Origin of the sequence: Corynebacterium sp. HMSC066C02, from assembly GCF_001814945.1 — a bacterium.
Taxonomy (GTDB): Bacteria; Actinomycetota; Actinomycetes; order Mycobacteriales; family Mycobacteriaceae; genus Corynebacterium; species Corynebacterium aurimucosum.
On sequence record NZ_KV818433.1, the window covers coordinates 24,542 to 46,550 of the forward strand.

19 protein-coding genes are annotated in these 22,009 nt (G+C 62.7%); 3 read left to right on the plus strand and 16 right to left on the minus strand.

The genetic code is table 11. From position 1 onward, the window contains the following. Window positions 1-64 precede the first annotated feature (64 nt). The 3 genes from HMPREF2996_RS00405 to HMPREF2996_RS00415 form a co-directional block, all read right to left on the minus strand. Window positions 65-3,370, minus strand: coding sequence for an immunoglobulin-like domain-containing protein (locus tag HMPREF2996_RS00405; RefSeq protein ID WP_070729591.1), 3,306 nt, complete (start codon window positions 3,368-3,370; stop codon window positions 65-67). Between the two features lie 246 nt (window positions 3,371-3,616). Then, a complete protein-coding gene (locus HMPREF2996_RS00410; protein WP_070729593.1) occupies window positions 3,617-4,891 on the minus strand; it encodes a deoxyguanosinetriphosphate triphosphohydrolase in 1,275 nt (424 codons plus the stop codon). Window positions 4,892-4,902: 11 nt separating this feature from the next. After that, complete coding sequence (locus HMPREF2996_RS00415) at window positions 4,903-5,487, minus strand: YdcF family protein (RefSeq protein WP_070729595.1); 585 nt, start codon at window positions 5,485-5,487, stop codon at window positions 4,903-4,905. 44 nt (window positions 5,488-5,531) lie between these two features. On the opposite strand from HMPREF2996_RS00415, the gene HMPREF2996_RS00420 reads away from it, so the two are divergent. Then, window positions 5,532-7,586, plus strand: a complete 2,055-nt coding sequence (locus HMPREF2996_RS00420; RefSeq protein WP_070729597.1) for a TPM domain-containing protein — start codon at window positions 5,532-5,534, stop codon at window positions 7,584-7,586. Window positions 7,587-8,191: 605 nt separating this feature from the next. On the opposite strand, the gene HMPREF2996_RS00425 is transcribed toward HMPREF2996_RS00420, so the two are convergent. The 3 genes from HMPREF2996_RS00425 to HMPREF2996_RS00435 are packed head-to-tail and all read right to left on the minus strand — an operon-like array spanning window position 8,192 to window position 10,526. Beyond that, a complete protein-coding gene (locus tag HMPREF2996_RS00425; RefSeq protein ID WP_070729599.1) occupies window positions 8,192-8,629 on the minus strand; it encodes a hypothetical protein in 438 nt (145 codons plus the stop codon). Continuing rightward, a complete protein-coding gene (locus HMPREF2996_RS00430; protein ID WP_070729601.1) occupies window positions 8,629-9,147 on the minus strand; it encodes a hypothetical protein in 519 nt (172 codons plus the stop codon). Before HMPREF2996_RS00430 ends, HMPREF2996_RS00425 begins: the two co-directional genes overlap by 1 nt. Continuing rightward, the gene (locus HMPREF2996_RS00435; RefSeq protein WP_070729603.1) at window positions 9,147-10,526 is read right to left on the minus strand and encodes a glycine--tRNA ligase; all 1,380 of its coding nucleotides are present in this window, start codon (window positions 10,524-10,526) and stop codon (window positions 9,147-9,149) included. Before HMPREF2996_RS00435 ends, HMPREF2996_RS00430 begins: the two co-directional genes overlap by 1 nt. Window positions 10,527-10,717: 191 nt before the next feature. Here HMPREF2996_RS00435 and HMPREF2996_RS00440 point away from each other — a divergent pair, with 191 nt between their 5' ends. Further along, window positions 10,718-11,017: an ArsR/SmtB family transcription factor gene (locus HMPREF2996_RS00440; protein ID WP_070446677.1), complete on the plus strand. Its 300-nt coding sequence runs from the start codon at window positions 10,718-10,720 to the stop codon at window positions 11,015-11,017. A gap of 27 nt (window positions 11,018-11,044) precedes the next feature. Beyond that, complete coding sequence (locus tag HMPREF2996_RS00445; protein ID WP_070644584.1) at window positions 11,045-11,464, plus strand: Fur family transcriptional regulator; 420 nt, start codon at window positions 11,045-11,047, stop codon at window positions 11,462-11,464. 67 nt (window positions 11,465-11,531) lie between these two features. Here HMPREF2996_RS00445 and HMPREF2996_RS00450 read toward each other — a convergent pair whose 3' ends face one another. The 10 genes from HMPREF2996_RS00450 to hemW all read right to left on the minus strand — a co-directional run bounded on the left by HMPREF2996_RS00450 (window position 11,532) and on the right by hemW (window position 21,898). After that, window positions 11,532-12,284, minus strand: coding sequence for an isoprenyl transferase (locus tag HMPREF2996_RS00450; protein WP_070729604.1), 753 nt, complete (start codon window positions 12,282-12,284; stop codon window positions 11,532-11,534). A 10-nt stretch (window positions 12,285-12,294) separates the two neighbouring features. Then, the gene (gene recO / locus HMPREF2996_RS00455; protein WP_070525526.1) at window positions 12,295-13,011 is read right to left on the minus strand and encodes a DNA repair protein RecO; all 717 of its coding nucleotides are present in this window, start codon (window positions 13,009-13,011) and stop codon (window positions 12,295-12,297) included. A gap of 18 nt (window positions 13,012-13,029) precedes the next feature. Beyond that, window positions 13,030-14,025 carry a GTPase Era gene (gene era / locus HMPREF2996_RS00460; protein WP_070729606.1) on the minus strand — a complete coding sequence of 332 codons (996 nt, stop codon included), beginning with the start codon at window positions 14,023-14,025 and terminating at the stop codon, window positions 13,030-13,032. A 536-nt stretch (window positions 14,026-14,561) separates the two neighbouring features. Beyond that, a complete protein-coding gene (pdxY, locus tag HMPREF2996_RS00465; protein WP_070729608.1) occupies window positions 14,562-15,410 on the minus strand; it encodes a pyridoxal kinase PdxY in 849 nt (282 codons plus the stop codon). A 116-nt stretch (window positions 15,411-15,526) separates the two neighbouring features. Beyond that, a complete protein-coding gene (gene ybeY / locus HMPREF2996_RS00470) occupies window positions 15,527-16,102 on the minus strand; it encodes an rRNA maturation RNase YbeY (protein ID WP_070729610.1) in 576 nt (191 codons plus the stop codon). Continuing rightward, window positions 16,099-17,064: a PhoH family protein gene (locus HMPREF2996_RS00475; RefSeq protein WP_070729612.1), complete on the minus strand. Its 966-nt coding sequence runs from the start codon at window positions 17,062-17,064 to the stop codon at window positions 16,099-16,101. Before HMPREF2996_RS00475 ends, ybeY begins: the two co-directional genes overlap by 4 nt. A gap of 10 nt (window positions 17,065-17,074) precedes the next feature. After that, window positions 17,075-17,815 carry a 16S rRNA (uracil(1498)-N(3))-methyltransferase gene (locus HMPREF2996_RS00480; RefSeq protein ID WP_070729614.1) on the minus strand — a complete coding sequence of 247 codons (741 nt, stop codon included), beginning with the start codon at window positions 17,813-17,815 and terminating at the stop codon, window positions 17,075-17,077. Beyond that, window positions 17,815-18,957: a molecular chaperone DnaJ gene (gene dnaJ / locus HMPREF2996_RS00485; protein ID WP_070644578.1), complete on the minus strand. Its 1,143-nt coding sequence runs from the start codon at window positions 18,955-18,957 to the stop codon at window positions 17,815-17,817. The genes HMPREF2996_RS00480 and dnaJ overlap by 1 nt, the downstream gene beginning before the upstream one ends. 54 nt (window positions 18,958-19,011) lie before the next feature. Further along, window positions 19,012-20,046: a heat-inducible transcriptional repressor HrcA gene (hrcA, locus tag HMPREF2996_RS00490; protein WP_070525541.1), complete on the minus strand. Its 1,035-nt coding sequence runs from the start codon at window positions 20,044-20,046 to the stop codon at window positions 19,012-19,014. Between the two features lie 703 nt (window positions 20,047-20,749). Further along, a complete protein-coding gene (gene hemW, locus HMPREF2996_RS00495) occupies window positions 20,750-21,898 on the minus strand; it encodes a radical SAM family heme chaperone HemW (RefSeq protein WP_070729616.1) in 1,149 nt (382 codons plus the stop codon). Window positions 21,899-22,009: the final 111 nt, after the last annotated feature.

A 22,009-nucleotide genomic window follows, 5' to 3' on the forward strand; every position in this document is an offset into this window, starting at 1 on the left:
AGCTGCTCGTGAGGGGGTGTCCTGACCGCGGTGGCGGCCAGGCGCGTGGTGGCCTGCTGGGGGCTTAGAGGCCGAGGGCGCGCTTGATGGTGTCGCGGACCTCTGGGGCGAGGTAGTTCAACAGACCGGCGATGACCGCGGTGGCGCCTGCGGCGCCGAAGAGGGCGCCGAGGATGGCGGGGAGGACGCTTCCGCGGCTCGAGCTGTTGCTCGAGTGGTCGCTCGAGCCACTGGAGCCGTCGTGGTTAGAGCTGCTGCTGTCGCTGCTGGAGCCGGTGTTGTCGCCCTGGTTGCCGGCGGTGACTTCCACGACGCGGGAGGCCAAGGCCTGGTTGCCGGCGGAGTCCGTGACGGCGTAGGTGACGGAGTACACGCCCGGCTTGGCGGTGTCGATGTTGCCCACGACCTTCACCTTGTCGGTGAGGTCACCGTCCTTATCGTCCTTGGCGGTCACGCCCTCAAGCAGGTTGGCTTCGGTGCCCTTGGTGATGGTGAGCTTGTCGCTGGGGACGGTGAGCTCAGGGGCTTTATTATCCTTCTCCTTTTCCTGCTCCTGCGCGGTGAAGACGCCGAACTGGCGCACGATGCCGGGCTTGACGCCGTCTTTCGATGTTTCCTCCGAGGAAACATCGGCGGAGGTGGCGTACCAGCCATAGGCTTCGCCAGCCTTGACGTCCTTGTAGGTCACGCTGGCGGGCCAACCGGACTTGGCGGTGTCTTTGCCAATTTCCTTGCCGGTATCGGTCAAGGCGAGCATGGAGTTCGTCGCAAAGCTGGTCTTGCGGGTCTGGAATTGGATCGGAATACGGAACTCGTCCTCGTGGCCGTTGTAGCGCTGGCGGTCGTCGTACTCGGTGGCATTGTGGTCGTCGAGAAGCGGCGAATAGGTATCCACGATCATCTCTGAATTCGTCAGATCGAATTGCAGGAGGCGCAGGTAGCTGGAACCAAAGCGCAGGCCGGTGTCGCCGTCATAGTCGCCGATCTCCGTCAGGCCCAGCTCATCGGAACCGACCTCGTAGAACTGGTAGTCCGCGAGAAGCTCCACCACGTGGTTGTTGGTGTGGCCAACGTCCTTGCGCGTGACAATGGATACGCCGTGCTCGTGACCGGCCAGCACAAGCGCCACGTTGGGGTTCTTCTGGATGACGTTCTCATAGACCATCACGCCATCGTGAGAGAAGTCCGAGCCGCGGCCATCCGGGCTCGCGGAAGGCTTGAGGTAGGCGTGGGTCAGCAGAATGGCGTTGCGGTCGGAGTACTGCTTGAGCACCTTATCGGCCCAGGCTGCTTCCTCCTCAGTGACGTCATAGCCCAGGTGCAGGGCGATGAAATCCATGCCATTGGTGGAGAACAGGTCATAGTGGTTGTCGTTATCGCCCTCAGCATAGGGGTGGTAGGAAGCATCCTGCTCAGCCCACTTACCCTTGCCCTGCTGGGCCTCGTAGCGCTCCGGACCGAAGTACTCGTTGTAGAGGTTGCCGGCGCCGACATCCGCGCCGCTTTGGTTGTCGTGGTTGCCGGGCAGCACGCCGTTGACCACGCCGGCGTCCTCCAGAATCTTCTGGGCGTTGGAGGCTACCTCGAATTCCTTCTTGGCATTGGGGCGGTCGTTGTCCTTGCCAATCCAGTTTTCGATGATGTCGCCGGTGTGCGCGGAGTAGGCGATCTTGCGCTCGTCGGCGTTATCGGCAATCCATTGGGTGGCCGCGGTGTAGCTTTCTTCCCACTTCTTGCGCTCCTCGGCGGTGGCCTTTTCTACCGCGCCTTCGGAGAGGTACTGGGTATCGGTGTGGTGGGCGATGGAAAAGTCATAGTCGCTGGTGTCGGCGAACTGCTCGTTGACGGGCTCGTTGAGGTCATCGGCAAAGACGTCGTAGCCCACCAGCATGGTGTGGATGGTGTCACCGTCGACGAAATCTTGGTTGGCTTGCGCGCTAAGGCTTACTTGAGCGTCGGCTGCGCCGCGGGTTTCTGCCAACTTCTCCCAGCTATTGGTTGTGGTGTTCCAAGCCATGAGGCGCACCGAGCGCTTGGGGTCCACGGTGCCGGACCAGGCGATGTCGTGGGCCTTCTTCTCAGCGTCCTTGAGCTTCAGGTCAAAGCGCTGGAAAGGCATGTGCTCCGTGGAGCTGGTCTCCTGAGCATCCTCGTTGTCCGGGTTGAGGGCCTTGTCGAAGTCCTCGCCGTCTTCATACTTAAAGTCCAGGCTCTCCGGGATATCCGTGAAGGTGCCTTGGAAGCCCTTCTCCGCTACAGCCACATCGGCTTCAGTGAAAGTGGTCTCCACGTCCCCACCGCTCGGGTTATCGGCGCGAGCGGAGATCGTGATGCCCTCGCCGCTCGGCGTGGAGTCGGTGCCAGCGGCCCCCGGGAGGTTGCCGGAGGTGAAATCGATGGTTTGGGAGATGGGGTTGCCAAAGACATCGCGGCCCTCGGCCTGGATGGAGTGGTTTCCTTCCTTGAGGCCAGCTCCGATTTCTTGCCCCAGCTCGATGTCCTCGCCGTCCAGGGTGTAGGTGAGCTCGCGGGAGATGAGGGCATCGTTGTTGAACTGGACGTCGAAAGTCACCGGGCCCGTCAGGTGCTGACCCGCGCTCGGGGTGGAGCCGGTGATCTCCGCCTTCTTATCGGTGCTCAGGTTGGAGTCCTCGTAGAGGGCGGAAACCTCTTCTTCGCCCAGCGGATCGGAGAAGATGCGGGCCTCGCTGACCACGGCATCGGAGTAGAACTGGGCGGCGTTATCCCGGCCGGAATCCGCGCCGATCATCACGGCGGTGGAATTGGACTTGGGCTTGGTCACCTCGCCGTTGATCTCGGTGTTCTCAGCCACCTTGGCGCCGTTGACGTAGAGCTCGCTCTTGTTTCCGTCATAGACGCCGACCGCGTGGTACCACTGGCCCGGCTCCACCTGCTGCTGGGCCTTCTTGTAGCCATCGCTGCCGTTGACGGTGAAGGTCAGCTGGTCGCCGTAGATGACCATGGCCCAGCCGCCGGCTTCCTTGTTGGCGCAGAGGCTCTTTTCGTTGCCGTCGAAGTCCCCGTCATAGCGGAAAACGCACTCGACGGTGAAGCCGTCCTTGATCTGGTCAAACTTATCCCCGATGTCGAAGCCGACGGCATCCCTGCGGCCATCGAAGTGGGCCACGGGGCGCTCAAGCACGCTGTCTTGCTCCACGGTGGGCTCGCCGATCTTCAGCGGCTCGGCATCGGAGGCGGAGTTGCTGATGACCCCGTTCTCAAAGGAGAGATCCAGGATGTCTGCCTGGGGCAGGTCCTGGGCGGAGGCGAGTGCTGGAGAGACGAGGCTGGAGCTAACGAGGCTGATAGAGGCAATGAGCGCGGCTTTATGCAGCTTTTTCTGAGACATAAAAATTCCTTGACAGTTAACGCAAATGAAGAGACTTCCGCTGCGGGCAGGCTTCAAAGGGGGCCTGGCGGCAGGCGGACCTGCCTGAGGTTAGGTGGCCGTTTTTAAGAAGAGTTGTCAGCTATGTAACGCCCAAGTGAATGGTGTTCAACTATCGGGTGACAGGCGTCTCTTGGGATGCTGTGCCGTTGTGTAGGGCACGGCGCTGCTGGGCTTGGTGCTGGTCTGCTGCTGACTGGTTGCCGGCTAGCTGAGGAAGCCGAAAAGGTCAGCGCTGCGCTGCGCCAGGCGCTCCAGGCGGGATTCCGTCATGGAGGCGATCTGGTCGATGATAGCGCGGTCGCGCTCCAGGTCGGTGTCTGCTTGCTTCCACCACAAGGCGAAGGTGGCGTCCAGCGAGCCCGGCGCGCCGGCCACCAGGTAGTCGTAGACGCGGTAGATGCGCTCGCGCTGGCGGTCCTGGCGGGCTAAGTGGGCGGGCTCGTCCATGACGTAGAGCACGGCGATGGTCTTGAGCAGGGTTACCTCCGCCACCGCACCCGGAGGGACGGCGAGGTCGCCGTGCATGCGGCCAAGCGGGCCGTCGTTAGCCGCCAGCGTAGCGGAGACGGTAGCGCCCACATAGCGGCCGACGAGCTCGGAGGTCATCTTCTTCAAGTTGGCATAGGAGCGCAAGGAGTAATCGAAGTTGCCGATGGCATTGATGACATCCAGCTGGCGCAGGCGGTCGGCGGCCTCAAGGAGTTCGTCGGCGGTACCGCCGAAGGCCTTCGCGCCCTTGTCCGCGAGGTTGGCCAGCTCCACCAGATCCCACAGCACGCCCAAAGAGATGCGGCGGGAGATGATGCCGTCTTCGACGTCATGGACGGAATAAGCGATGTCATCCGACCAGTCCATGACCTGGGCCTCCATGGACTTGCGCTGGTCGGCGTGGCCTTGGCGCAGCCACTCTAGGACGTCTATGTCTTCGTCGTAGGCGCCGTACTTGCGGTTGGTCGTGCCATCCGGGTTGGTCTTGGTCCAGGGGTATTTGCAGGCGGCATCCAGGGAGGCGCGGGTGAGGTTAAGGCCATAGCTGCGCGGGCCCGCCGGGGTATCCAGAACCACCTTGGGCTCCAGCTTGGTCAGGATGCGCAGGGTCTGGGCGTTGCCCTCGAAGCCGCCGAGGGCAACCTCGTTAAGCGCGTTCTCGCCGTTGTGGCCGTAGGGCGGGTGGCCGATGTCATGGGTTAGCCCCGCCATATCGCACAGGTCCGGGTCCAGGCCTAAGCCGGCGCCGATGCTGCGGGCGATCTGGCTGACCTCCAGGGAGTGCGTTAGCCGAGTGCGCGGGGTATCGCCATCGCGCGGGCCCACCACCTGGGTCTTATCCGCCAGGCGGCGCAGGGCCGCAGAGTGCAGGACGCGGGCGCGGTCCCGGGAGAAGGCACCGCGGTGCTCCTCGGATTTGAGCAGGGCCGAGCCTTTGGGGGACTCGGAGGCGAGGCGGGCGAGGTCTTCTGCGCGATAGGAATAGCTCACGGGTTTTAAGTCTAGGCGGAGTCCTGGCCATCCTGGGTCTGCCTCGCGCCAATGACGCGGTGGCGCAGAGCCTGGTTGGGGCGGATGAAGCGCTCGATGCGGTAGAAGGCCGCGCGCACGCCTTCGGTGCGCTTCTCCCCCAGCAGGGTGCGCAGGCCCAGGTAGGCCAGGCCGCCGGTCTCGTGGGCTAGGTAGCGCCACCACGGGATGGAGAAACGCGGGGAAGGATAATAGGGCGTGCCCAGCACCGTGGCATCAATTCCCTCTTGGCGGGCGATGAGGAAGGTACGCAGGCGGTGGAGCGGATCGGTGATGATGACGGCCTCTCTCACACCCAGCTTGTCGCGGGCAGCGGCCAGCTCACTGCGGGTGTCCAGGCCTTCTTCGAGGGCGGTGACGTTGAGGGGTGCGTCGTCAAGCAAGGCCCGTGCCACCCCAGCTTCGGTGAACCTATCGCCGGGCAGCTTCCCGCCCACGGTGATGATGGGCAGGTCGTGCGCGGCGGCGTACTCGGCGGCGAAGCGCACGCGGCCGCGAAGGATGCGGGAGGGGCGCCCATCGTACTGTGCGGCGCCGAGGACAATAACGTACTTCACTGCCTGACCACTTTAGCGCTGAGTGGGAAGGTATCGTGGTGCGCATGACTACTGCTGCTCGTTTTGGTCGCGCCGCCCTTGCTGCCCTCGTGCTGGGGTTGGCCACTGCTAGCCCTGCCCTGGCCGCGGACTTCGTTGTTGCCGCGCCGGAGGCGGCCTCGCTCACGGATAAGGTGACGGATGAGGCGGGGGTGCTCTCGGATTCGGAAAAGGCCGAGTTGGAGGACAAGATTAGCGCGCTGCAGCAGGAGAACCACGTGGTGATCTTCGTGGTCTTTGCGTCCTCGCTGCCGGAGGGTGCGGAAAGCTATGCGGACAGCATTGTGAAGTCTAAGGGCCCGAATTCTGCGGCCTATGTGGTGGGCGTGGATGATTCCACCGTGGGCGTGCAGACGGGCAATGACTGGCCGCGCGGGCGCCTGGATGTGATGTATGAGGCGGCCTACGCCAAGCTTGCCGACGGCCGCCAGTTCGGCGCTTCCGCACTCGCGCTTGTCGACGCTGCCGCTTCCGGTTCTTCTTCCTCTTCTGGGGCTTCTGCTGCTTCTGATTCCGATGGTTCTGGTGGTTTGTGGCTGGCTGGCGGCGCCGGCGCGCTGGCTTTGGCGGGTGGCGGAATTGTGGTGGCGAGCCGGCGCAAGACCAAGAAGGACTCGGCGGCCACGCTCGAATCCGCGCGCCAGATTGAGCCGGGTAATACCGCACAGCTCGACCGCTTGGATATGGCGACTTTGGAGAAGCTGGCCCAAGAGGAATTGGTCTCCACGGATGAATCGATCCGCCGCGGCAAGGAGGAGCTGGATATTGCGGTGGCTGAGTTCGGCCCTGAGCGCACCCGCCCGTTCACGCGCGCGATGAACCACTCCACGCTGACGTTGCAGAAGGCTTTCCAGTTGCAGCAGAAGTTTCAGGACAACCTGCCGGAATCGACAGCGGAGCGCCGCCAGATGCTGGTGGAGATTATCTCCTCCTGCGGGCAGGCCGATGATGCGCTGGATGAGCAGGCTGCCGACTTTGCCAAGATGCGCGATTTGCTCATCAACGCCGGCTCCAAGCTCGATGAATTGACCCAGCGCACGGTGGACTTGCGCGGGCGCCTGCCGCAGGCGCGCACGACGCTGTCCACTCTCAGCGGCTCTTATTCCGAGGAGGTACTGTCCTCCATTGCGGATAACCCGGAGATGGCGGAGGTCTCACTCACCGAGGCCGAGAAGCTGCTGTCGCGCGGCAGGGACCTGCAGTCCCAGCCGGCCGGGCAGCAGGGCCCCTTGGTGGGCTATATTCGCGATGCCGAGCATGCGCTGGAGGTCTCCGACCGCCTGCTGAATGGCGTGGAGAATGCGGAGAATTCGATTACTGCGGCTCGCGATAACCTGCCGGCGCTCATCGATGAGGTCGAGGAAGAAATCGCCGAAGCACAGCACCTTGAGCAGCGCGGCAAGGCCCAGGACTCCCCGGCGGATTGGTCCGCGCTGGAGTCACTGCTCGCGGAGGCTCGTGAGGCGCTCAGCGCGGCTCGCCAGCACGGAAAGGCAGACCCGCTGGGCCAGTACACAGCACTGACGGCTCTGGATAGCAAACTGGATGAGCAGCTCGATACCGTGCGCGAGACCAACGCCACCCGCGAGCGCCAGATTGCGCTTTACCGCCAGCAGATTGCGGCGGCCGAGTCCTCCATCCAGGCAGCTGAAGACCTGCTGTCCTCGCGTGGCCGCGTGGTGGGCCCCGATGCCCGCGTCGCGCTTGCCGATGCCACCCGCCTCTTCGCCCAAGCCCAAAACTCCGCCTCCAAGGACTTGCGCGCGGCGCTCAACTATTCCCGCGATGCCGCTTCTGCTGCGCAGACGTCGCTCAATCGCGCGAAGGAAGACCTGGAGGCTTACCGCCGCCAGGAGCAGCGCCGCCAGGCCACCGATGCCGCGGGCAACATCTTGACCGGCATGGTTATCGGCCAGATTCTCGGCGGAGGCTCCAGCGGCCACCGCGGTGGTGGCTTCGGTGGCGGTTTCGGCGGCGGCTTCTCCGGTGGCGGTGGTTTCGGCGGCGGTGGCTTCTCGGGCGGCGGCGGTGGAGGCGGCTTCCGCGGCGGCTCCTTCTAGCCGCCCCTACTTCCCCTTTCCGCGCCTAGGCCTCGAAGCCCGCGGCCCACACCCGGCATCTCATAACCGGGGCGGCCCCATAAGGCATCTCGCAAAAGGCGCCTTGCAAAAGGCATCTTCTAGAAGGAATTTTTACAGCTAAAAACGCCTTTTGCACCCTCTACATGGCGTTTTCAGCCCCAAAGACGCCTTTTGACAGACGCCATTTGTCAGATGCCTTCTGTCGGATGCCGTCCGCGAGATGCCTTCGGCCGGTTTTCCTGTACACGCATCCGGCGATTGGACCGCGTCTCGGTAGCCGGCCAATCAGTTCCTCGGATACGGGGTGGTGCACATACACGGTAGGCGTAGACCGGTCATGCACATGGTTCTCGTCAAAAGGCTTCTCTCAAAAGGTTGCAGTCAAACGGTTTACCTGGGGGCAAGTAAACCTTTTACACCGAGCTAGATGGTTCGTTTGGGGGCAAACAAACCTTATGACTGCAACCATCTGACGCGAGCCCTCTACCGGCATACCAAGCCGAGCAAGGAAGCTAGAAGAGCTCCCCTTTTAATGAAATCACCCAAGTTTCCACGCCAGTTCTGACTATATCGCGGAAGGTGGGTTAGGCGCGAAGGGGGCGGGTGGAGCCGTCGAGAAGCAGGCAACAGTAGCTGATGAAGACGACGTCGGTGAGGGGGAGCTCGCCCACCGCGACTTCGAGGCCGCGGCCCCGCGGAGTGGTGCGAGCGACCTCGGTGGCGGTGCCCGACGTGGCGGAGTCTGGGATAGCGAGAATACGGCGCTGCCGGCGGAATGGATTCGTGCGCTCAAGCAAGTACTCGCGGCCCTGACAGAGCGCGCGCAGCTTATTCACCGTAAAGCTGGCCTGCTCCGCGGAAAAGTCGGCCCCGCGCACGGTGAAGCGGCGCGCGCCCGGGGTGTGTTCGAAGGCGATGGTAGTGCCCGTGCCGGGCAGCAGCAGGCCCGTCGGAGTCACGCGGGCGATGACCTCGCCAGCATCATCCACCAGCGCCTCATCGCGCCACACCCAGCGCTGCATCAGAGAAGCACCGCGATGATGGCGACGATGGTCATCAGCAGCAGCGTCGCGATGATCGGGATCGCGGTCTTCTGCGTCCGCGCCTCCAAAATGACACGCGTAAACCAGCTCAGGGCAGCAATCTCCGAGTGGCTGAGGTCATCGGAATCATCGCTGTCCTCGCCTTCGAACTCGAGGATGGCCTTGCGTACGCCAGAGTTCTTGGAGGAAAATTGCGCGATTTTAAGGCCGTCGTGGTCTTCAACAATCCAGTCGCCGCCGGCCTCGTTGATGAAGGCAAAGGTGCGCCCATCCAGCGAGGCCTCCAAACGCTTATCGCGCTTGGGGTTGCCCGCCAGGCGGTAAACGCGGTCATCTTCCAAGGTCACCGACGCGCCCAAGTCATCGAGGCCCAAGCGCCAGTGCTCGCCTTCCACATCTGCCGAGCGTTCCTGGAACATGCCCAACGACGCCGGTCCCTTCCCCACGAGGAGGACCGGGTTCTGGCGGTCGCTGCGGTCCCAGCTGGTGTAGTGCATTAGCAGCCAACCAGGCGAGCGGCCAGGTAAGCCTCAAGCTCGTCGAGCTTGACGCGCTCCTGTTCCATGGAGTCACGCTCACGCACGGTGACCGCGTTGTCCTCGAGGGTGTCGAAGTCATAGGTCACGCAGAACGGAGTACCAATCTCATCCTGGCGGCGGTAGCGGCGGCCGATGGCACCAGAGACGTCGAACTCTACGTTCCAGTTAGCGCGCAGCTTGTTGGCCAGCTCGCGGGCCGGGGTGGACAGCTCTTCCTTCTTCGACAGCGGCAGCACGGCCACCTTGACCGGAGCCAGGCGGCGGTCCAGGCGCAGCACCACGCGCTTATCGGTACCGCCCTTGGCGTTCGGGGCTTCCTCTTCGTCGTAGGCGTCGATAAGGAAGGCCATCATGGCGCGGCCCAGGCCGGCAGCCGGCTCGATGACGTACGGAGTCCAGCGCTCGCCCGCCTCCTGGTCAAAGTAGGACAGGTCCTCGCCCGAGCCCTTGGTGTGCACGGAGAGGTCGTAGTCCGTACGGTTGGCCACGCCCTCCAGCTCGCCCCACTTGGAGCCCTTCAAGTTATAGGCATACTCCACGTCGACGGTGCGCTTGGAGTAGTGGGACAGCTTCTCCTGCGGGTGCTCGTAGAGGCGCAGGTTCTCCTTCTTGATACCGAGGTCGATGTACCAGTTGAAGCGGTCATCGATCCAGTACTGGTGCCACTCTTCGTCCTCGCCCGGTTTGACGAAGAACTCCATCTCCATCTGCTCGAACTCGCGGGTGCGGAAAATGAAGTTACCCGGGGTGATCTCGTTACGGAAGGACTTACCAATGTTGGCGATGCCGAACGGCGGCTTCATACGTGCCGAGGTCATCACGTTCTTGAAGTTCACGAAGATGCCCTGCGCGGTCTCCGGGCGCAGGTAGTGCAGACCCTGCTCATCATCGACCGGACCCAGGAAAGTCTTGAGCAGGCCGGAGAAAGCCTTCGGCTCGGTCCAGTCACCCGGCTGGCCGGTCTCCGGATCATTAATATCCGCAAGGCCGTTGGCCGGCTCATGGCCGTGCTTTTCCTCATAAGCCTCAATCAGGTGGTCGGCGCGGTAGCGCTTACCGGTGTGCTTGGACTCCACCAGCGGGTCGGTGAAGACCTCAACGTGGCCGGAGGACACCCACACCTGGCGCGGCTGGATCACAGAAGTATCGACACCCACGACGTCATCGCGGGACTGCACCATGTGGCGCCACCACTGGCGCTTGATGTTTTCCTTGAGCTCGACGCCAAGCGGGCCGTAGTCCCACGCAGAGCGGGAACCGCCATAAATCTCACCTGCCTGGTAGACCAAGCCGCGGCGCTTACACAGGCTGACGACGGTATCAATGACGGATGCCATAGCTAATGGGACTCCTCTGGTAGGGGACAGTCTTTTATACAGTGCGGCCTAGTCTAGCGTGCCCCCAATCACCGCGTGCCTTCACCCCGAAAGTGTGGTGCATTTTATACACATTTCCGCATTCTTCGGCTATAGTACCGATAGCTCTCTTTTTAACTCTCCACCGATAGAAATGACTGAAGGTGAATGGCGTGACCAACACCCAGACTGACACCCCTCCCCTCGATCTGGCGGCGGCTGCCTCCGTCATTAGCGCTTTGGATTCACCGTTGCGCATCGACATCATCCAGCGCCTGGCCGAGCGCGATCACTACGTCCACGAACTGGTCTCCGCGACCGGCAAATCGCAGCCACTTATTAGTCAGCACCTGCGGGTTTTGAAGCGCGCAAACATCGTCGACAGCGAGCGCACCGGCCGCGAAGTCCGTTACTCTCTGGTGGCCCCTAAGGTGCTGCCTTTGCTTCGCGACGCCTCACTGGCCACCTCTTAATGGAAGTGTGTTGATAAACTAAGCCACATGGCCATCCACGACAGTATTCCTAAACTCGGCGCTCGCAATACCCGCCAGCGCACCGCCGTCGTTGAGGTCCTGCGCAGTCTCGATAAGTTCGTCTCTGCCAAGGACATTCACCAGGCGCTTCTCGACGGTAACCAGAAAGTCGGCCTCACCACCGTCTATCGCACGCTCCAATCACTCTCGGAGATTGAAGCTGTTGACGCGCTCCACATGCCCTCCGGCGAGACCCTCTACCGCCATTGCGAGAGCGATGCGCACCACCACCACTTGGTGTGCACCAAATGCGGCCGCACCGAAGAAATCGATGGCGGCCCGATTGAAGAGTGGGCCTCCTCGGTAGCCAAGGAGCACGACTTCGAGCTCACCGGGCACGATGCCGAAATCTTCGGCATCTGCGCCGAGTGCCGCGCGGCGTCTTAGACACGCCACTTTTCCTGCCACATCGAGGATATCTTCATCCCCCTGACAGCACTACACAGCTCGCGCGCTACTTGACGCCGCCGAAGCGGCGGTCGCGCCGCGCGTACTCCTCCACCGCGGCGAACAAGTCTTCCGGAGTGAAATCCGGGAAGAGCTTGTCTTGGTAAATCATCTCTGCGTAAGCCGACTGCCACAGCAGGAAGTTGGAGGTGCGCTTCTCGCCGGAGGGGCGCAAGAACAAATCCACGTCCGGCATATCGGGGTCATACAACACCGAGCTGACCGTCTTCTCATTGATGGAGCGCGGGTCAAGCTCGCCGCGGGAGACTTGCTCCGCGAGTTTCCGGATACCGTCGACAAGCTCGGCGCGACCACCGTAATTCACGCACATCACCAGGGTCATCTTGGTGTTGTCCTTAGTCAGCTCCTCTGCGGCCTCAAGCTCCTTGATCACAGAGCGCCACAGGCGCGGGCGGCGGCCGGCCCAGACCACGCGCACTCCCCTCTCGTTGAGCCAATGACGCTGGCGGCGCAGCACGTCGCGGTTAAAGCCCATGAGGAAGCGGACTTCCTCCGCGCTGCGGCGCCAATTCTCGGTGGAGAAGGCATAGGCGGAAAGATAAGGAACACCGAGGGAGAGGCAGGCATCGACGACGTCGAGAAGCACTGCTTCCCCGCGACGGTGTCCTTCGGTGCGCTTCATGCCGCGCTCCTCTGCCCAGCGGCCGTTGCCGTCCATGACCAGCGCGATGTGGCGCGGCAGGAACTCCTGCGGGATAGCGGGCGGATGAAGAACTCGGTTCGGGTCAGGCGTAATCACGGGTTACAGTCTACTGTTCCATGATCCCCAACGCGCCAACGCTTCGCTCAAGATGCCATTGCAGGTGCGCGCGGGTGAGGCGATGGGCCTCTTGGGCTTGGGCGTTCGTTGGTTGGCTGGGGTGGTCATGGGCGATGAGCCACATGTGGTGCAGGGTTTCTGGGTCTACCTCGGCGGCGCCTGGTGGGCGGCATTGGTGGCAGGCGGCCCCGCCCACGGCTGGGTGGAAGGCGTGGTGCGGGCCGGGTCTTTGGCACTGGGCGCAATCGAAAAGGCTGGGAGCCCAGCCGGCGTGGGACATGGCTTTGAGAAGGAAGGCATCGAGAAGCATGAGCGGATCGCCGTGCTGAAGCTTGTCGAGGACATCGACGCAGGCCTCATAGAGGTAGGGATCGCCGGGGGCATCAGCGGCGGCGAGGCGCTCGGCGGATTCGAGGGCAGCACACGCAGCGGTATAGCGCTCGTAGTCCTCGATGATGCGCGCGCCGAAGTAATCCACGGTATCGGCCTGGGAAATGGTGTAGAGGTTACGCCCGGGATAAAGCTGAACGTCGAGGTTAACGAAGAGCTGCAGGCGCGAGCCGAAGCGCGACTTGGCGCGGCGCACTCCCTTGGCCACCCCGCGCACGAGGCCGTGGTGGCGGGTCAAGAGCACGATGATGCGGTCCGCCTCGCCGAAATCATAGGAGCGGATGACAAGGGCGCGGTCGCGGAAGTTTTCGCGCATGTGGAAGTTCTCCGGCTTTTAGAAGCCCAGGCGGCCCAGCGCCTTCGGGTCCGACTGCCAATTCTTGAGCACCTTAATACGCAGGTCAAGGTAGACGTTTTGGCCAAGGAGCTGAATGATTTCCTTGCGGGCGGTACCCACGATGCGGCGGAAGCGGCGGCCGTCCTTGCCTTCGATGATGCGCTTCTGGCCGGGGCGCTCCAGGTAGAGGATGGCGTGGACGTTGAGGACGTCCGGGCGCTCCTGGCTAGGCAGAATCTCATCGACCTCGACGGCAACCGAGTGCGGCAGCTCGTATTTCAGGCCGGAGAGCGCAGACTCGCGGATCAGCTCGGCGATGCGCTTGGACTGGTCTTCGTCGGTGACGTGGTCATCGGGGTAAAACTTGGGGCCTTCGGGCAGGTGGTCCACGATGACCTGGGTCAGCTCATCCAGCTGCACGCGCTCGGTGGCGGAAACGGGGATGACCACGGCATCGGGGTTCTCTTCAGCGAGCAGCTCGTGCAGGGCGAGCAGCTGGGCGCCGACTTGGTCCTTGGACGCTTTATCCAGCTTGGTGACGATGCCGATGATGGGGGTCTTCGGCGCGACCTTGCGGACGTTCTCCAAGATCCAACGATCACCGGGGCCAATCTTTTCGTCCGCGGGGATGGTCAGGCCGATGACGTCAACGTCTGCATACGTGTCTTTAACGACTTCGTTGAGGCGCTCGCCGAGCAGAGTTCGTGGCCGGTGCAGACCGGGCGTGTCGACGAGCACGATCTGCGCATCCTCGCGGTGCACCAGGCCGCGGATGGGGTGGCGGGTGGTCTCGGGCTGGTCCGCCGTGATGGCGATCTTTTGCCCCACCAGCGCGTTGGTCAGGGTGGACTTGCCGGTGTTGGGGCGGCCGACGAAAGACACGAAGCCGGAGCGGAAGCCCTCGGGCGTGTCGGTGTACTGCGAGTAGTCGGCGGGGCTGGCTTCGCCCTCGGCTGGTAGGTCGGCGAAGGCGGCATCGAAATCAGTGCTCATATTGCCTCATATCATAACGCACGCACCGGTGGTTCCTTCGCGCTGCGCAGATGGTTCCAGTCAGACGGTTCTAGTCATAAGGTTTCCTTGCCCCCCAAACGAACCATCTAGCGACCTGCAGAAGGTTTGTTTGCCCCCCAAGAGAACCTTCTGACCCGAACCATGTGAGTAGAACCTTATGGCTGGAAACCACATCGTTGAAGGTGGGCCACGAAAGCAGCGGTGCGCGAGGGTGAGAGTTGATGGCGCGAGCGTATCCGCCGCATGGCGACTGCGAAAAAGCTTGCGCCACATGGCATCTTCCAGGAGGCATCTGTTAAAAGGCGTTTTCACGCCTAAAAACGCCTTTTGCGGCGTCCAGATGGCGTTTTTACTACCAGAGACGCCTTTTGGGAGATGCCGTTTGCCGGGCACCTTTTGCGGGACCACAGCGAAGGCTGACGGCAGGGCCACGTAAGGCCGAGACTCAGACTGGTGCGCGAGACCGCCAAGCCTCAAGCTGCAAAGGCGCGCGGGCAGCGGTCACGGATTGGCGGCTAGAGCTCCTCGACCTGGAATTGCAGCTGCGGGTGAGCGAAGGTGTCCTGCGATTCGATGAGGAGCAGCTCCTGCGAATCCGCCTCGTAGGTGTTCTGCAGCAAGTCGAAGACCGAAGAAGCCGTGCGCTTGAGCGCTTCCTTCGCATCGTGGGTTTCCACGTAGTGGCCGGTGAAAAGCGAGGCCGTGACATCGCCCGAGCCGTTGCGCTTGAACGGCAGCTTGGGGGTGGCGACTAGGAAGGCGCGCTCGCCATCAACAGCAAGCATCTCGATCTCGTCCTCGCTGGTCTCCGGGCGCTGCACCGAGGTCACCAGCACGGTCTTCGGTCCGATCTCCTGCGCGCGCTTGATCGCGGCGAGCGTTTGCTCCAAGGTGCCTACCTCAGAGTCTGTCAGGTACCCCAGCTCGAACTGGTTCGGGGTGATGATGTCCGCGACTGGAACGACCTTATCGCGCAGCAGCGGCGGGATTTCGTCGGAGACGAAGCAGCCGGACTTGGCGTTGCCCATCACCGGGTCGCAGGCATAGAGGGCCTTAGGGTTAACCGCCTTGATGCGGTTCACAGCATCCACGATGGCACCGGCGATGTCCGGACCGCCCTGGTAGCCAGACAAGATCGCATCAATGCGCGAGAAGGCGCCGCGCTTTTCGATGCCATCCACAATCGCCGTGACCTCTTCCGCCGGGATCATCGGCCCGCCCCAATCGCCGTAACCGGTGTGGTTGGAGAAGTTCACCGTGTGGATAGGCCATACCTCATGGCCAGCGCGCTGAAGAGGAAAGACTGCTGCGGAATTGCCCACGTGGCCGAAGGTGACGTGGGACTGGATGGAGAGGATGTTCATAATCCTCTATTGTGCTACGTCCCACCACACACCTCAACGATTGGCCTCATTTAAGCAAACGCACTGCCTGTGTTTGGCCGCAACAGACGCAGGCAGTGGGCCCAGCCGCATCCGGATTACAGGCCGCCGCCGGGTACTTCCTTGTCCAGCTCGGCGCGCTCGGCGGCATCTGGGAAGGCCTTCGGGCCAGAAGGCTTGGGCTGGTAGCTCACACCACGGGCCGCCAAGTCCTCATACCAGTCCGCCAGCAGCTCGTTCTGCAGGCCGAACATTTCCTTCTCTTCCGCCGCAGTGGTGTGGTCATAGCCCAGCAGGTGCAGGCAACCATGCACGGTGAGCAGAGCCAGCTCGTGGCCCAGGGAGTGGCCGGCAGCCGTAGCCTGGCGCTGGGCAAACTCCGGGCAAAGAACAATATCGCCCAGCATGGCGGGGCCGGCCTCCACCGCATCGGGGCGGCCTGCGCTAGCACCCGGGGTGAGCTCATCCATGGGGAAGCTCATCACGTCGGTCGGACCTTCCAGGTCCATCCAGCGCACGTGCAGCTCCGCGATGGTATCCAGGTCCACCGCGGTAATCGTGCACTCGGCATCCGGGTTAACGTCGAGGCGGCCGAGGGCGTAGGAGCAGACGTCGATCAGCATCTCCTCGTTGACGCCGTCATAACCGGACTCGTTAATAAACTCGATGCTCATTTCTTCTCCTCCTGCTCAGCAAAGTTATCGTAGGCCTCGACAATGCGCCCGACCAGCTGGTGGCGCACCACATCACCAGAGCCCAGCTCCGCAAAGTGAATATCCGGAACGCCCTTGAGAATGCGGCGCACCAGGCGCAGACCGGAGACCTGGCCACCGGGCAAGTCCACCTGGGAAATATCGCCGGTCACCACAATGGTGGAGCCAAAGCCCAAACGCGTCAGGAACATCTTCATCTGCGCCGGCGTGGTGTTCTGGGCCTCGTCGAGAATGACGAAGGCATCGTTGAGCGTGCGGCCACGCATATAGGCCAGGGGTGCGACCTCAATGATGCCGGCCTCCATGAGCTTCGGAATCATCTCCGGATCAATCATGTCCCGCAAAGCGTCGTAGAGCGGGCGCAGGTAGGGGTCAATCTTGTCGTTGAGCGTGCCAGGCAGAAAGCCCAGCTTCTCCCCCGCTTCCACGGCCGGGCGAGTCAAGATAATGCGGCTGACCTGCTTGGCGCGCAGGGCCTGCACCGCCTTGGCCACCGCCAGGTAGGTCTTACCGGTACCGGCCGGACCAATGCCGAAGACAATCGTGTTCTCATCAATCGCCTGCACATAGCGCGATTGCCCCACCGTCTTCGGGCGCACAGCCTTGCCGCGACGCGAGACGATATCGGCCGCGAGTGTCTCGGACACGGAAGCTGGAGCATCCACCGTGACAAGGTCCAGGGTGTGCTTAACGGTATCCGTGCTCACCGGATGGCCGCGGCGTGCAATCGCCTCGAGCTCTTCCAGAACCTTGCGTGCACGGGCCACCTCATAATCCGGGCCGGCGGCAGTAATGGTGGTGCCGCGGGCAAAGAGGTCCACGCCCACAAGGTTGCCCAAAACGCGCAGGTTATCGTCCGCCGGCCCCAGCACGGTGGCGAGGTAGGCGGAATCGAGATCAAACTTGGTGGTGATAATAGGCACGCCCAAAAGGCTACCAGCGCGCGGTCAGGGTGCCGATGCTGGCCAAGGCCACCATGCTTGCCGACGCCGTCCGCAACACCTCCGGCCCCAACTTGATCGCCGTCGCACCGGCGTCCTGCAGGCGGGCCAGTTCCTCCGCGCCGATGCCGCCCTCCGGGCCCACCAGTAGGTAGATGGTTCCGGCGGAGTCGAGGTCCTCCAGGTCCTTGAGCCGCACTTGAGCTTCCTCGTGAAGAACCAAGGCGCGTGCACCCGAAATCTCCTGGCATAGCTGGCGGGTAGTCAGCGGGCCGCGCACCGCGGGTACGCGCACTCGGCGCGATTGCTTCGCCGCCGCCACGGCTGCAGATTCCCACTTCGCTAGCGCCTTCGGGGCCTTCTTGGCATCCCACTTGGACACGCAGCGATCCGCCTGCCAGGCGATGATCTCATCCGCCCCGGCCTGGGTGGCCAGGTCGACGGCGAGTTCGGCGCGCTCCGACTTGGGGATAGCCTGGACCACGACCACCCTCGGGGAGGGTTCGGGGAGGATCGCAAGGTCGTCGACAAGCGCGACCAGTGTGTCCTTGCCCTGCGTATCGGTGATGGTGGCGGTGGCGCGGCGCCCGGACCCATCGATCAGGGCCAGGTGCTCCCCTGGGCCCATGCGCTTGACGGTGACCGCGTGGCGGCCCTCCGCGCCGTCGAGGCCCACGGGCTGGCCGATCTCAGTGAGGGAGAGATCCGGGTGGAGGAAGACGGGTAAAGACATTAGCGGCGGAACTTATCGCGGAAGCGGCTAAAAAGGGATTCACCCTGGCCATCCCCGGCATGGTGGACCTCGGTGCCGCCGTGACCGGCGGCGCGGACCTTCTCCAGTGCCTCGCGGGTCTTCTTATCCAGGTCCGTCGGGATCACCACATCCACGTGAGCGTGGAGGTTGCCGAATCCGTCGGTGCGCAGGCGCGGCATGCCCTTGCCCTGGAGGGTGATGGACTCGCCCGGCTGGGTGCCCGGCGCGATATCGATGGTGAGCTCCTCGCCGTCGAGCTGCTCGACGGTGCAGGAAGAGCCCAGAGCTGCATCCACCATGGGCACGCGCACGGTCAGGTGCAGGTCATCAGCATTGCGCTCGAAAACGGGGTGCGGCTCGGTGTGTACCTCGACGTAGAGGTCACCAGCGGGGCCGCCGCCGTGGCCGACCTCGCCCTGGGAAGCCATGCGGATGCGCATGCCATCACCAATGCCGGCGGGGATGTTCACCGTAATATCGCGGCGCTTGCGCACGCGGCCATCGCCACCGCAGTGGCCGCAGGGATCGGTGACTACTTCGCCGAAGCCATAGCACTTCGGGCAATCGCGGGTAGTCATCATGTTGCCCAGCATGCTGCGCTGGACCTCCTGAACCTGGCCCATACCGCCACAGTGATCACAGGTCACCGGCTTGGACTTGGACTCAGAACCAGAGCCCTCACAACGGTCACAGACCACGGCGGTATCGACCTTGACCTGCTGCTTCACTCCGCTATAAGCCTCTTCGAGGGTAATCGTGGTGCGCAGCAGCGCGTCATCGCCGGGCTGCACACGGGAACGCGGGCCGCGGGAGGCCGCTCCCCCACCGAAGAACTCGGCGAAGATATCCCCGAGGCCGCCGCCACCGAAACCACCAAAGCCGCCGCCCTGGGCCGCGCGCTCCTCCATGGGGTCACCACCCATGTCCACAACCTGGCGCTTCTGCGGATCCAGCAGAACCTCCTGTGCAAGGGAAGCCTCGCGGAACTTCTCCGCGGCCTCCTCATCGCCCGGGTTCACATCCGGGTGGTACTTGCGTGCCAGCTTGCGGTAGGCCTTCTTAATCTCGGCGTCGGACGCCGACTTTTCTACACCAAGAATGCCGTAGTAGTCACGAGCCACGTACTGTCATCCTTCTATATCTCGTTGATACTAAATCTAATCCGACGGGCCAGCTTACTCGCCCGCCAAAATTTCACTCACATAGCGTGCAACGGCGGAGACCTTGGAGATTGTTCCCGAGTAATCCATATACGTCGGACCCACCACACCTAACCCGCCAAGTGCTGCGGCCTCCGAGCCTGTGCCGAATCCATAGCGCGTAGCTACGACAGAGGTTTGGCGCAGCTCATCGGCTTCGTTTTCCTCGCCAATAGATACTGAAACATTGCCCAGGTCCGGCACGCGGGCCAGCAATTTCAGCACCACGACCTGTTCTTCAAGAGCCTCGATGATAGAGGGCAAACCCTCGGTCAGGGCCACGCGGGTGAGGTTGGAGGTGCCCGCCATGATCAGGCGATCGGAGGGCTGCTCCACGAGGGTCTCAATCAGCGTCGTCGCGGCCTTGAGAAGATGGGGGCGGATATCGGCCGGGGAGTCGTCGACAAGCGCGGCCAGCTCCACCGAGGCTTCCGTGAGCGTCTTGCCCTCCAGGGCGGTGTTGAGGATATCGCGCAGGCGGTGGGTCTGCTCGGGGTCGATGACATCATCGAGCTCCACATTGCGCTGATCGACGCGCCCATTATCCGTAATCAACACCAAGAGCAGACGCACCGGTGAGAGTGCCACGACCTCGCAGTGCTTCACGCGGGAGACCTTGAGGTTAGGCATCTGCACCACGGCCGCTTGCTTAGTTACCTGGGCCAACAGCTGGACAGAGCGGCGCAGCACGTCTTCCAAATCCACGCCGCCCTCGAGGAAGGTGAGCATGGCGCGGCGCTCGGCCTTGGAAAGCGGCTTGACATCGTGCAGCGTGTCGACGAACTGGCGGTAGCCCTTCTGCGTGGGCACGCGCCCAGAGCTGGCGTGCTCTTGGGCGATGAGGCCTTCGGCTTCGAGCACGGCCATGTCATTGCGAATCGTCGCCGAGGACACGCCCAGCTGGTAGCGCTCGAGCAGGGCCTTGGAGCCGACGGGCGATTGCGAAGCGATGTAATCCGCGACGATGGCGCGCAGGACCTCTTGGCGGCGGGCATCGGTGGAGCTAGACATGTCTTTAAGGCTATCCGTTCTGGCGGGCAAGTGTGGAAGCTGGTGCCAATCTGCCTCGGTGCGCTGGTAGCCCGCCACCACTTCCCGCAGGTTCCAAAGTGCGTTCTTAGAAGCGTCCATCATGCGCTTCCAGGTGGCTCGAAAACTGATGGTCCCTTTAGTCTGGTCTCTTTTGAGGACAAAGAGACCATCTGCGGGCCCATTTCCTGCGATAGATGGTCCCTTTTCGCCGTAAACGGACCAAATTAACGGGACCAAACTAAAAGGACCACTTAAAAGACTAACCGTATCGAAAGCGACTAACAGGTTTCTCGACGTGGAGAGAGAAACTAACACCGACTAACACCGCTATCAAACTTCCCGACGACAGGAGCAAAACTAACAAATTCCCAGCGGGGCTAACTTTAAGTCACTATGTCTCCTCGGTATCGAAAGGCCAAGGCTTGGCCACTTCTTCGCGGCTTCGCGGTTGCATCACACAGATGGTTCTACTCAGATGGCTCAGGTCATACGGTTTACCTGCCCCCAAACGAACCTTCTAGCAGCCTAAGGAAGGTTTGCTTACCCCCAAACGAACCTTCCGACCGGAGCCTTTCCACTGGAACCATGTGCGGAAGGCTGAGGACAGGCCACGATCAGGGTACGGCCGCTAATGAGCCAGCTGATGCGGACTCGGAGGTCGGCCCGCCGGCGGGGCAAGCCGCTAGCGGGCGGTGTTTTGGGCGGTGTCTTCAGCGACGAGGAGGTCCGTAATAATGCCATCCGCGAGCAGGCGGCCTGCCTTGGTCACGCGAAGGCGGTCACCGGCGCGCTCGAGCAGGCCGCGCTCGATAAAACGCGCGGCCACGGGCTCAGCCGCCGGCGCGAGCCAGGACGCAGGAATGCCCTCGCGCAGGCGCAGTCCCAGCATGATGCGCTCGGTATGACGGTCAGCCTCCGAGAGCTGCTCGCGCTCCTTGATGGGCAACTCGCCCTCGCCTACCGCCTTGATGTAGGTCCGCGGGTTCTTCACGTTATAGAAGCGCTCGTTGCCCAAGTGCGAATGCGCGCCCGGGCCCGCACCCCACCAGTTGCCGTCCACCCAGTAAATGCGGTTGTGCTGACACTCCCCGCCCGGCTTGGCCCAGTTGGACACCTCATACCACTCAAAACCTTCGGCCTCGAGCGTGGAGGAGATCATCTCATAGCGCCGGGCCAGCACGTCCTCATCCGGTGCGGGCAGGAGGCCCTTGGACACCTTGCGGGCCATGCGCGTGCCATCTTCCACGATGAGCGAATATGCGCTGATGTGGTCCACCCCGGTCTCTAAGGCGCGCTCCAAGGTCAGGGCAACGTCAGCATCTTCTTCTGTCGGCGTGCCATAGATCATGTCGAGGTTGACGTGCTTGAAGCCCGCAGCGATGGCTTCGCGCGCGGCATCGAAGGCGCGGCCCGGCGTGTGGGCTCGCTCCAACACGGCGAGCACCCCCGGCGAGGCGGATTGCATGCCCAGGGAGAGGCGGGTGAAGCCGGCGTCGAGAAGCCCGGCGAAGTACTCCGGCGAAGTGGATTCCGGGTTGGATTCCGTGGTGACCTCCGCGCCCGGGGCGAGGCCAAAGGTATCGCGGACCTTCGACAAGACACGGCCCAGGCCCTCAGCACCCAGCAGACTCGGCGTGCCGCCACCGATAAAAACAGTCTCGGCTTCGCGGCCCACCTGCGCCGCCGCCATCTCCAGCTCTTTCTCCAAAGCACTTAGATAATCGCTGGTCAAATCCCCTCCCAGCTCACCCGGGGTATAGGTGTTGAAGTCGCAGTAACCGCAGCGGGAGGCACAGAAGGGGACGTGAATGTAGAGACCAAAGGGATCCATGGGGAACAAAGTATCCGACAGCGCCGTTAAAGCGGTAGTCTATAGTGCAGATTTGCCACCCCGATTAATGAAGAAAGGCCTCTTTTAAGTGGAACCTCCGAGTCGATGTCC